Origin of the sequence: uncultured Lutibacter sp. (assembly GCF_937891065.1) — a bacterium.
Lineage (GTDB): Bacteria > Bacteroidota > Bacteroidia > Flavobacteriales > Flavobacteriaceae > Lutibacter.
Window position 1 is genome coordinate 1 of record NZ_CALAEQ010000052.1, and the last position, 13436, is coordinate 13436.

Below are 13436 nucleotides of genomic sequence, written 5' to 3' on the forward strand. Positions count from 1 at the left end.
TGAAAATAACTCCCCCATCTAACAACATTAAATGAGAAATAACCTAACCAAAAAAATAAATGATACTTCAATGGTATTTTGATGCTTGAATTTTCAAGCCATTTTAATTTATAGAAGCTCAAATATTGAATATTTTTGATGTTAAATTTTGTGAAAAATTATAAGTTTTTTTTTTGATAGCAAAACATTTAAGCATAAAAATATAATTTAACAAAAAATATTTTCGTTAATAACGAAAAATCTGCTTTTCATTGTTTCTTTTATGTTATTGATAGATTTTTTTTTAAATATACTTTTATTGTATTTATGTTTATCAAACAAAATTTAACTAATATATACTTATGAAAAAATTAATACCATTATTAATTATGATTTTTTCTCTCGCTTCTATTCAAGAAGTAGCAGCGCAAGTGAAAACAATTTCTGGTACAGTAACTGCTGAATCAGATGGCACTCCACTACCAGGAGTTAATGTTGTTATACAAGGAACAACCAAAGGAAGTCAAACAGATTTTGATGGAAAATACAGTATAGAAGCTTCAAAAGGCGATGTGCTTGTTTTTTCATTTATTGGAATGAAAACAAAACCTGTAAATGTTGCAGATGCTACTACATTAAATATTGTTTTAGCAGATGATGCATTAAGTTTAAATGAAGTTATTGTTACTGCTTTAGGAATGAAAAAAGAGAAGAAAGCGTTAACATATTCTGCTCAAGAAGTAAAGGGAGATGATTTAACAAAAGTAAAACAAACAAATCCAATTAATAGTTTGTCAGGAAAATCAGCTGGTTTAACTATTACCAAAAGCTCATCGGGTGTTGGTGGAGCTTCTAAAGTGGTTTTAAGAGGGAATTCTTCCACAACAAATAATGATCCTTTATATGTTATTGATGGTGTTCCAATGTTAAACAGCGGAAACGGGCAAAATGGAGAAGAACCAGGAACAAGTATTTTTGGAGGTCAAATTGGAAATAGAGATGGTGGAGATGCGTTGTCTTTATTAAATCCAGATGATATTGAGAGTATGTCGGTTTTAAAAGGTGCTTCTGCAGCAGCTTTATACGGAAGTCAAGGTGCTAATGGTGTAATTTTGATTACAACTAAAAGCGGAAAAGATGGAAAAGTTCAGGTAAACTTTAGTTCAAGTATTACTGTTGATGATGTAGTTTCTTTACCAGAGTTACAAACAGAGTACCAATCAAATTCAGTTGGACAACCAATTGCAGATAATGGTAATGTAACGGATCCTAAATCTTGGGGAGCTAAAAAAAGCGGATTAACAAATAGCGTTAATGATTTCTTTAAAACAGGTCATACAGCTATTCAATCTATTTCTTTAACAGCGGGTAATGAAAAAGCACAGACTTTTTTCTCATACGCAAACACAACTGCTGCAGGTGTAATGCCAAATAATAGCATGGTGAGAAATAATTTAAACTTGCGTGAAACAGCTAATTTTTTAAATAATAAAATTCAAGTTTCAGCAAATATTAATGTGTCAGATCAAAGAATTTGGAACCGTTCAACGAATGGATTATACTCAAACCCATTAACTGGTTTATATTTAAATCCAGTTGGAATTGACTTAAACTCATACAAAACTAAATTTGAATATTTTAATACATCAACAAACATGATGGATCAATATGCCACCTCATTTGATGAAAATATTCAACAAAATCCATATTGGCTAGTTAATAGAAATCCAAGTAAAGATATAGCGCAAAGAGTACTTGCTAATGTGAGTGTAAAATATCAAATTAATGATAACTTATCTATTCAATCTAGAGGAAGTTTCGATAAATCATTTTTTACTTTTGATAAAAGAATGTATGCCGGTAGCGATTTAACTTTTGTACCAGCAACAGGTAGATATATTTTAGAAAAAACGGAAAACACACAGCAATACATAGATTTAATTGCATCATATAGCAAAGATATTTCTGAAGACTTTACTTTTTCTGGAGTGTTAGGTACAAGTTTAACCAAGTATTCTGTTGGTGATCAATTGTTGTTAGATTCAGGTACAGGAAGAGGATTAACATATCCAAACGTATTTACAATTGGAAACTTCGCGAGTACAAATGATATGAGACAATCAATATCAAATAAAGAAGTTCAATCTGTTTTTGGATCTGCAAATTTTGGATATAAAAACAAATTATTTTTAGATGTTACAGGAAGAAGTGACTGGTCTTCAACATTAGTAAATACAAATACAAATTCATTTTTTTATCCTTCAGTTGGTGCAACAGGTGTATTGTCTGAAATGTTTAAAATGCCAGAAAATATTTCATTTGCAAAAATTAGAGCATCTTATGCGGTTGTTGGTAAAGATATTCCAGCGTATGCAACAATTCCTTTAAACTCAATTCCGGTTGGGCAAGGAAATTTCACAAAGCCATTATTTGGCGTAAAAGAAGGTGAAACATTAAAACCTGAAGAACAAAAATCATTTGAAATTGGTACTGAATGGCGTTTTTTCCACAACAGATTAGGAATAGATTTTACATACTACAATTCAAAAACTACCGATCAAATATTTTTTATTGCAGCAGAACCAAACGTAAACGGTTATGTACAAAATATTGTTAATGCAGGTGAAATTTCAAACAGCGGAATAGAGCTTGTGTTAAATGCAAAACCAATAGTGGGTGATATTTTTAATTGGAATACAACGTTAAACTTTGCAACCAATAAAAACAAAGTCGTTTCTGTACATCCTTCCTTACAAAACGGAGAAGCAATTTTAACTGCTCCAGGTGTTAATGGTTATGGATATTCATTAATTGAAGGCGAAGATTTTGGTAGTATAAGAGGTCGTTCAGTTAAAAGAAATGCAGAAGGTTTGCCAATTGTAACGGATGATGCTGGAAGTTTAACATTAGAAACTACTGATTTTGAGACTATCGCACACGCACAACCAGATTTTACTTTTGGGTGGAGCAACACATTCGATTATAAAAATTTCTCATTGAATCTTTTAATTGATGCAAAATTTGGTGGTGAAGTAGTTAGTGTTACAGAATCTGTAAACGATTTTTATGGTGTTTCTCAAGCTTCTGCTAACGCAAGAAATACAAACGGAGGAATGATAAATGTTGTTGATACTAGTGGGGCAGCTAAACAAATGTCGGCGCAAGATTATTATTTAAAAACAGGAGGAAGAGCAGGTTTATTAGGTGAATATGTGTATGATGCAACAAACGTTAGTTTAAGAGAAATTTCATTAGGATATAATTTAAAATTCGAAAAGAGTTTTGTTGAAAATATGAGATTATCAGTAATAGCAAACAATTTATTCTTTATTTATAAAGATGCTCCGTTCGACCCAAATATTGCTTCAAGTACGGGAATAGGATTACAAGGTGTTGATATTTATGGTCAGCCATCTACAAGAAGTATAGGATTAAACATTAACGTAAATTTCTAAAAAAAATGAATAAACTTATAAAATATACATTAACAGCAATTGCAGCTGTTAGTTTACTAAACTGTACGGGTGATTTTGAAGACATCAATACAGATCCAAATGGAATTTCAAACCAAAGTTTGACTCAAATGAACAATCATATTGGAGGCTCGTTTACTCCAATGTTTTTAAATGTTTTTAATGTAACTCCAGCTTGGAATTATCAATTACAGCAAGGGCTAATTGGTGACGTGTATTCAGGATATATGACACCTCCAACTCCATTTGCTGGAAATGTGAATAACATGACCTATTCTTTGGTGGATGGATGGAATGGTTTCCCTTGGGGAGATGCCTATGGAAGCGTAATGCCATTTGCTTTAGATGTTAAAAATGCAGTAGCCGTTGGTGGAGATGAGTCTGGTGTGAAATTTGTGCATTTAGCAACTATTATTAGAGTTTCAGCAATGCATAGAGTTTCAGATATTTATGGGCCAATTCGTTATACAAAATTTGATGATTATACCACAACTGGAGAATATGATTCTCAAGAAGTAGCGTATGAGGCATTTTTTAATGAATTAGGTGCTGCAATTGATGGGTTAGAAGCTTTTGAAGGTGATGCGCAGTTTATTCCTTTTGATATGTCTACGCTAGGTGGAGATATTTCGAAATGGAGAAAATATGCAAATTCATTACGGTTAAGATTAGCAATGAGAATTGTTAAAAAGAATCCTGCTTTAGCAAAAACACAAGGTGAACTTTCATTAGCTAGTAATGCAGGTTTATTAGAAACGATGGATATGAAAATTAACACTGGTTTTTCTCATCCAATTGCTACCATTAGTGGTTCTTGGGGAGATATTAGAATGAGTGCTGAAATGGAATCTATTTTAAAAGGGTTTAATGATAATAGAATTGAAAAATATTTTAATCCAGCAGAAGATCCTTCTTTAGCAGGTGCTTATAAAGGAATTAGAATGGGAATTGCTATTGAAGCAAAAGGTCAATATGTTAATCATTCTTCCATAGGAAGTGTAATTGATGGTGAAACTATTCAATGGATGACAGCATCAGAAATTTGGTTTTTACGTGCAGAGGCAGCTTTAAGAGGTTGGTCAAATTCGGGCAATGCAATGTCTAATTATGAAGCAGGAATTAAAGCTTCATTTGCACAACATAGCGTTGCAGGTGTGGATGCTTATTTAGTAGATAACACAAGTACACCGGCAGATTTTGTGGATGCATTAAACCCAGTAAACAATATTGCATATGCAAGTAATCCTAAAATAGCCTTTAATGCGAGCGGAACTAATGAAGAAAAATTAGAGCAAATAATTACCCAAAAATGGATTGCAATGTTCCCTGATGGACAAGAGGCTTGGAGCGAGTTTAGAAGAACTGGATACCCAAAAATTTACCCTGTAGTTGTAAATAATAGTGGAGGAACAATTGATACAAATATTCAAATTAGAAGAATAAACTTTGTAAGTAACGAGGTTAATACTAATGGAACAAATGTTACTACTGCTATTGGTTATTTAAACGGACCAGATAATGGAGGAACTAGACTTTGGTGGGATGTTGCAGGAAGTAACTTTTAATGATTCTTTTTATAAGTAATTTGATTAATTAATGTAAACAAACGGAGAGCTAACCACTCCCGTTTGTTTTTTATAGACCTATAGTTGCTTTTGGTCGAAAAATTAAATTAAAAAATTATTTATTCAATAGTTTTACATTATAATTATTATCTTTTTTATGAAAACAAGAACGAAAACTATCATAAGTATTAAACATCAAACTCCAGGGCAATTTGAAGATACAAGATTTGAAAAAATACATAATATTGTTTTTTTAAATTCGGTTGAAGCATCTATTTGTGTAGCACATGAAATTGCAGAATTAATAAGAACAAAACAAAAAGAAAATAAACCTTGTGTACTTGGTCTTGCAACAGGTTCTTCTCCAATAAAGGTGTATGAAGAATTGGTTAGAATGCATAAAGAAGAAGGACTTGTTTTTTCAAATGTTATCACTTTTAATTTAGATGAATATTATCCGATGGATAAAAATAGTGTACATAGTTACCATTATTTTATGCACCAACATCTATTTAACCATATAGACCTTAAGCCAGAAAATATTAATATTCCTAATGGAACAGTTTCAATTGATGAATTACATCAATATTGTATTGATTACGACATGAAAATTAAAGAATGTGGTGGCTTAGATTTCCAATTATTGGGAATAGGAAGAACAGGTCATATAGGTTTTAATGAGCCTGGATCACATTATAATTCGGGTACAAGAAGTATTACATTAGATCATTTAACCAGAGTAGATGCTGCACCTTCCTTTTTAGGAATTGATAACGTTCCTAGAAAAGCAATTACAATGGGTATTGGCACCGTTAAGAAGGCGAAAAGAATTGTTTTATTAGCATGGGGACATAACAAAGCTTCAATTGTAAAAGAAACCATTGAAGGGAAAATTACTTCAGAAGTACCAGCAACATATTTACAAGAACATACAAACACCACCTTTATTTTAAATGATGAAGCAGCTCAAGATTTAACACGTTTAAATACACCTTGGTTGGTTGGGCCATGTGTTTGGAGTAAAGAACTAACTAGTAAAGCCATTATTTGGTTATGTAAATTAACTGGAAAATCTATTTTAAAGCTAACGGATAAAGATTATAACAATAATGGGATGTCTAGTTTATTATCACAAGAGGGTTCAGCTTATGATATAAATATTAAAATGTTCAACAAATTGCAACACACTATAACTGGATGGCCAGGAGGAAAACCAAATGCTGATGATTCCTCAAGACCTGAAAGAGCTAATCCAAATAAAAAAAGAGTTATTATATTTAGCCCACATCCTGATGATGATGTAATTTCTATGGGTGGAACTTTTGATCGTTTAGTTGAACAAGGACATGAAGTCCATGTAGCATACCAAACATCCGGTAATATTGCGGTTTCAGATTATGAAGCTCTAAAATATGCCGAAGTAGTGAAAGATGTAAATTCTGGAAGCGTAAATATTGATGTTATTATTGAAAAACTAAAATCAAAAAGTGACGAAATTGAAGACGCTATAGAAGTTAGAAAATTAAAAGGTTTAATTAGAAAAAGAGAATCTTTAGCGGCAACTCGTTTTGTTGGAGTTCAAGATGAAAACGTTCATTTTTTAAACCTTCCCTTTTATGAAACAGGTACCGTAAAAAAGAAGCCAATTGGGAAAGAAGATATAGATATTGTAACTAATTTAATTGCTAAAATTCAGCCACATCAAATTTATGCTGCAGGTGATTTAGCGGATCCACACGGAACTCATAAAGTTTGTTTAGATGCCATTTTTGCCGCTTTAGAAATTTTAAAATCCGAAAAATATATGGATGATTGTTGGGTTTGGTTATATAGAGGTGCTTGGCATGAGTGGGATATTCACCAAATTGAAATGGCAGTACCAATGAGCCCAGACCAAGTATTAAGAAAAAGGAAAGCCATTTTCTTTCATCAATCTCAAAAAGATGGAGTCATGTTTCAAGGAAATGATACTCGAGAGTTTTGGGTGCGTGCTGAGGAAAGAAATAATGAAACCGCACAAAAATATCATCAATTAGGTTTGGCAGATTATGCCGCTTTAGAAGCTTTTAAAAGATACTATTATTAAAATTTAAATATGAAAAATATCACATTCCTTTTTATATTATTTTATTCAATTTCTGGCATAAGTCAATCTAAAGAAATGAATTTAATGCCTTGGCCACAGGAAGTATCCATTGGCTCAACTCAATTTAAAATAGATCCAAATTTTACAATTAATGTAAATAAAAAATCAACAAAAAGAATTGATATTGCTACTACCAAGTTTATTCAAAGGTTAACTGGTAGAACAGGTATTTTTTTTGAAAATGGATTTGCTTTTAATGCAGATAAAATAAAAAATGCATCGCTTGAAATTTCATATAAAAGAGCCGGAAAACTAGAAATCAATGAAGATGAATCTTACGAATTAAAAGTTTCACCTACAAAAATAAGTATTGAAGCAACTACGGATATTGGAGTAATTTATGCCTTAGAAACATTATTGCAATTGGTTGATAATAACGAAACATCCTATTTTTTTCCTGAAGTTACAATTCATGATTTTCCAAGATTTACTTGGCGTGGTTTAATGTTAGATGTTGCTCGTCATTTTCAACCTGTTGACGTTATAAAACGAAATTTAGATGCAATGACTTCGGTTAAAATGAATGTTTTACACTGGCATTTAACGGATGATCAAGGGTTTAGAATTGAATCTAAAAAACATCCTAAATTACACCAATTAGGGTCAGATGGTTTGTATTACACGCAAGAGAAAATTAAAGAAGTAGTTGAATATGCTTCTGATAGAGGTATTAGAGTTGTCCCTGAAGTTGATGTTCCTGGTCATGCAACTGCAATTTTAACTGCATATCCTGAAATTGGAAGTAAAGACACTAGCTATTCAATTGAACGATTTTCTGGGATATTTCATCCAACATTAGACCCTACAAATGAAAAAACTTACGAAATATTAGAAGATTTATTTGGAGAAATGGCAATGCTATTCCCTGATCAATATTTTCATATTGGAGGTGATGAAAATGAAGGAAAACACTGGGATGAAAACCTAAGAATTCAAGAATTTATGCAAAAAAATGACTTGAAAACCAATCATGATTTACAAACTTATTTCAATATTCGTTTAGAAGAAATTTTAGCAAAACATGGGAAATTAGTAATGGGTTGGGAAGAAATAATGACTGATAAAATGCCAACAACAGCATTAATTCATTCTTGGAAAGGTACTAACGAAGGTATAACTCAAGGAAGTTCTTTAATGAAAGCTGCTAAAAAAGGACATGCAACAGTGCTTTCAAATGGGTACTATATAGATTTAATGCAGCCTGCTAGTGAGCATTATTTAGTAGATCCTCTAACAAAAAACAATGATTTAACAGCCGAAGAAAAAGCCAGAATTTTAGGTGGAGAAGCAACCATGTGGAGTGAATTGGTAACACCTTTAAATATTGATTCTAGATTGTGGCCAAGAACTGCTGCAATAGCTGAACGTTTTTGGTCCTCTGAAGAAATAGTTGACATATCTAATATGTACAAAAGGTTGGAAACTATAAGTTTTAGATTGGAAGAGCTAGGAATAACCCATATTAGAAACAGAGATGTTATTTTAAGAAATATTACCAGCAATCAAAATATTGAAGCGTTAGTAAAACTGACTAAAGTTTATGAACCTTTAAAAATATATACACGAAATAAAGGAGGAGTTGAATATAAAACGTATTCTCCATTTACACTATTTGCTGATGCTTGCACCGCTGATGCTTCTGAAGCAATTATTTTTAACAATTTAGTTAACAAATATCTTTCTGAAAAAAAAACGGGATTTAAAAAAGAAATTTTGATTATGTTAAAAGATTGGGCTACTAATTATGAATTGTTTTTACAAATTCAAAAAAGTAATCCAATTCTTAAAACTCTTGAACCATTATCAAAGAATTTATCAGAAATTTCAAAAAGTTTAATTCTAATTTTGGAAGGTGAAAGCTTAAAATATTCTAATTATCAAAAAATTAAAAATCAATATTTAGAATTAAAGAAACCTAAATCTGATGTTGAATTTGCATCATTAAAATCTTTCAAAAACCTTATTGAATTTTTCTCAAAACAAAATAAGTGTAAAATAGAACTTAATATTCCTTCAATTCAACAATAACATTTAATTTATACTTCTAAAGTATTTCTTATATTTGCATAACTTTTAAATAAATTATGGCTTATAAAAGAATACTTTTAAAATTAAGTGGTGAAGCTCTTATGGGAGACCGCCAATACGGTATTGACCCAGCTCGTTTAGCTGAGTATGCACAAGAAATTAAAAAAATTGTGGATAAAGGTATTGAAGTTGCTATAGTTATTGGTGGTGGAAATATTTTTAGAGGCGTAGCTGGAGCAAGTAATGGTATTGATAGAGTTCAAGCCGATTATATGGGAATGCTTGCAACTGTTATTAATGGTTTAGCCTTGCAAAGTGCGCTTGAAGATGAAGCAATTAAAACCCGATTACTTACGGCTATTAAAATGGAGCAAGTTGCTGAACCTTTTATTAAAAGAAGAGCTGTTCGCCATTTAGAAAAAGGACGTGTAGTAATTTTTGGTGGTGGTACTGGAAATCCATATTTTACAACAGATACTGCAGCAGTTTTAAGAGCTATTGAAATTGATGCTGATGTTATTTTAAAAGGAACTCGCGTAGATGGTATTTACACTTCAGATCCTGAGAAATTTAAAGACGCTATTAAATTTGATTCAATTACTTATAAAGATGTTATGAGTAAAGGTTTAAAAGTGATGGATATGACCGCTTTTGCTTTAAGTCAAGAAAATAATTTACCTATGGTTGTTTTTGACATGAATATAAAAGGAAATCTTGAAAAAGTAATTTCGGGAGAAAATATTGGAACAAAAGTTGATAAATAAATATATAAATTAAATTTTTCAATTATGAATGAAGAATTAGCCTTTATAATAGATAGCACAAAAGAATTAATGCAAAATGCTATTGTACATTTAGAAAAAGAATTCAGAAATATTAGAGCCGGAAAGGCAAGTCCTGCAATGTTAGGAAGTGTTACTGTAGATTATTACGGTGCGCAAACACCTCTTTCACAGATTGCAAATGTTGGAACTATGGATGCACATACAATTACAGTTCAACCTTGGGAAAAAAACATGTTACACAACATTGAAAAAGCAATTATGATTGCTAACTTAGGTTTTAATCCTATGAACAATGGTGAAATTATTATTATAAACGTACCTGTTTTAACTGAAGATAGACGTAGAGAACTTTCTAAACAAGCAAAGGCTGCTGCTGAATATGCAAAAGTAAGTATTAGAAACGATCGTAGAGAAGCCATGAATGAAATTAAGAAAAATGAAGACTCTTCAGAAGATATGAAATCAAATGCAGAAGCTGACATTCAAAACTTAACTGATAATTTTATAAGTCAAGTTGATGAGCACTATAAACTTAAAGATATTGAAATAATGAAAGTTTAGTTTTAAAACATTCATTATTTTAAGAATAATAACTTCCCTCCTTTTTTTAATTGGAGGGATTTTTATTTTACGGATCTATCATATTAATTGGAGTTCATGTTTAAAAATATTTTTAATTTTTGAGCGTTAAACTTATCATAAATAAAAATAAGTCTTGATTCATTTATTTTTGAATTAGGTTATATTTGTCAGGTTCCGAAAAAATTTATTAAATGAGAAACTTACTATTACTAGTATTCATTATTCCTTTATTTGCTATTTCACAAAATAAAATTCAAGGAATTGTGGTTGATAGTAAAACCGAACAACCACTTCCTTTTGCTTCAGTTGTAACTAATACTAATTTTGGAACTTTGACTGATATTGATGGTGAATTTTATATAAAAGCAAAAAATTCATTTCATCAAATTACCATTTCTTATGTTGGTTACAAATCTGTAACTGTTCCTATTGCGATTAATGATAGATTTATTAGTATAAAATTAGAAGCTTCCGTAGAAAATTTAAAAGAAGTTTTAATCACTGCAAAAGAAAATCCTGCGCTGCAAATTATTAGAAATGCCATTAAAAATAAACCAAGAAACAACATAGAACAATCATTAAATTCCTTCAAATTTAATACGTACAATAAAATTTTAGTTACTGCAAATCCTGATTCTATAAGTGGTAAAATTGATTCAGTTTTTGTTGTTAAAAAAGGTGAAAAACAATTTAAAAAATTAGATTCTTCAAATTATAAATTTAAAAAAGATATTGATAAACAACATTTATACATTTCTGAAAAAATTTCTGAGTTTCAATTTCAAAAGGGGAAAAAGAAAAAAGAAGTGATTTTAGCTTCAAGAATGGCCGGGTTAAAACAACCTATTTATGAATTGTTAGCAATTACATTTCAAGATTTTTCTTTTTATAATGAAGTGTATGTGGTTGCTGGCACAAAATACACCAACCCAATTGCCAACAATGCTTTAAAACAATACAATTATAAAATTTTAGACACTGTTTCTACTGAAAACGGAAATTCTATACTGATCTATTTCAAACCAAAAGAAAAGAAAGAATTTTTAGGAATAGAAGGTGTTTTATACATAGATATGAAAAGTTTTGCAATTACAAAAGCTATGGCTGAACTCAAAGGTATTGTAAATATAAAGGCTATTCAAAATTATAATTATATAGAGGATTATAACATTTGGTTCCCAAATGATATGAATATAATACTTAAAAAAGGTGATAATGATGAAAATATTTCTTTGTTTGGAGGTGCTGTAAAATTTAGTGAAAATAAAAAAAATGACAGTATCAAAAATACTCGCAAAAATACTCCAGGAGATATTACCTATTTTATTTCAACATCAACAAATTCTAACATTAAAATCAACACGCCTGTTATTGTAAAACAGTCGGCATCAACTATGCAATTTAATGATGATGCACATAAACAAAAAGAAGAATTTTGGGATAAATTTAGAACTGATTCAATAACAGAACGTGGAAAAACCACCTATATAGTTTTAGATAGTTTAGCAAAGGAAGATAAAGTTGATAAAAAAATTAATTTAGCTCGAAATATTTTAAAAGGCTACTACCCAACAAAATACATTAATTTGAATCTAGGTAAAATTATTAACTTAAATAATTATGAAGGATTAAGAGTTGGTTTTGGAGGTGAAACTAACAAAAACTTTTCATCAAAATTTGAAATTGAATCTTATGTTGCATACGGTACAAAAGACACTGATTTTAAATATAGTGTTGGGTCTTCATTTCGATTAAATAAAGAAACAAATACTTGGTTTGGAGCTAACTATACAAACGATATAAAAGAAGCGGCAGCTTTAGATTTTATTGCTGAAAACACTTCATTTTCTCCAATCAATCCAAGAAACTTAAATGTTAGTAAATTCTATAATTATAAAACTGTAAGCGCCTATTTAAAACATGATATACAACCAAATTTAGAAGCAAAACTTCAATTAAATTCTGGTGATTACAAACCGCTATTTGAGTATCAGTTTATATCACCCACTAAAAATTTATCAGAGTATAAATTAACAACTGCTACTTTGGGATTGCAATACAATCCTAAAAGTGAATACATGAATTCACCTGTTGGAAAATTAACGATTAAAAATGAATTCCCCCAGTTTACGTTTCAGCTTACTAAAAGTTTTGAAAATTTATTAGAAAGTGATTTTGATTTTACTCAAATAAACTTTAGAGTTTTACATAAATTTAAACAACTTAGAAGAGCTACAACACATGTTTTGGCTGAAGGTGGTATTTTATTTGGTGACGCTCCAATTTCTCACCTTTACAACTCAACTCCAAATTATACTTTTAAAAACCCGTGGAGAAAACGGGTAACACTTGCAGGAACAAATAGTTTTGAGACTATGGGGTACAACGAATTTATTTCAGATAGATTTGTGGCAGTTCATTTAAAACATCAAATAACTTCATTTAAAATAACTTCAAAGTTTAAACCACAATTAACATTGGTTACAAGAGCAGCAATTGGTAATATTGATAATGCTACTTATCACAATGGTTTAGAATTTAAAACTTTAAAAAAGGGATATATTGAAAGTGGTTTAGAATTAAACAGCCTTTTTAAAGGATTTGGATTGAGTGCTTTTTATAGATATGGAGCTTACAAAAACCCTGAATGGAGCGATAATTTAGCATTAAAATTAACGTACAGATTGCGATTAGGATTTTAAGAGTCTAGATGTTAAAAGCTCAACTATTTTTATAACTTTGCAAAAAACGGTTGAATGGATTTTTGGACTCAGGTTTCTAGAGTAATCTTAACTAAAAGATATACTATACTTGTATTAATAACAGCTTTTACATGCTTTTTGGCTTCACAAATGCAGTACATGCGTTTTTCTAATAC

Annotated in this window: 7 protein-coding genes; all 7 read left to right on the top strand. The window is 30.5% G+C overall.

The window, feature by feature from the left end:
• The first annotated feature begins 341 nt into the window (after positions 1-341).
• The 7 genes from Q0352_RS03225 (at position 342) to Q0352_RS03255 (ending at position 13260) form a co-directional block, all read left to right on the top strand.
• Complete coding sequence (locus tag Q0352_RS03225) at positions 342-3434, top strand: SusC/RagA family TonB-linked outer membrane protein (protein WP_299523535.1); 3093 nt, start codon at positions 342-344, stop codon at positions 3432-3434.
• Positions 3435-3439: 5 nt separating this feature from the next.
• Positions 3440-5017, top strand: a complete 1578-nt coding sequence (locus tag Q0352_RS03230; protein ID WP_299523538.1) for a RagB/SusD family nutrient uptake outer membrane protein — start codon at positions 3440-3442, stop codon at positions 5015-5017.
• A gap of 157 nt (positions 5018-5174) precedes the next feature.
• On the top strand, positions 5175-7103 hold the full coding sequence (gene nagB / locus Q0352_RS03235) for a glucosamine-6-phosphate deaminase (RefSeq protein ID WP_299523541.1): 1929 nt from the start codon (positions 5175-5177) through the stop codon (positions 7101-7103).
• A 9-nt stretch (positions 7104-7112) separates the two neighbouring features.
• On the top strand, positions 7113-9191 hold the full coding sequence (locus tag Q0352_RS03240) for a family 20 glycosylhydrolase (protein WP_299523544.1): 2079 nt from the start codon (positions 7113-7115) through the stop codon (positions 9189-9191).
• A 56-nt stretch (positions 9192-9247) separates the two neighbouring features.
• On the top strand, positions 9248-9955 hold the full coding sequence (gene pyrH, locus Q0352_RS03245; protein WP_299523547.1) for a UMP kinase: 708 nt from the start codon (positions 9248-9250) through the stop codon (positions 9953-9955).
• Positions 9956-9979: 24 nt separating this feature from the next.
• Positions 9980-10537, top strand: a complete 558-nt coding sequence (frr, locus tag Q0352_RS03250; protein ID WP_299523550.1) for a ribosome recycling factor — start codon at positions 9980-9982, stop codon at positions 10535-10537.
• A gap of 212 nt (positions 10538-10749) precedes the next feature.
• Complete coding sequence (locus Q0352_RS03255; protein WP_299523553.1) at positions 10750-13260, top strand: DUF5686 and carboxypeptidase-like regulatory domain-containing protein; 2511 nt, start codon at positions 10750-10752, stop codon at positions 13258-13260.
• Positions 13261-13436 lie beyond the last annotated feature (176 nt).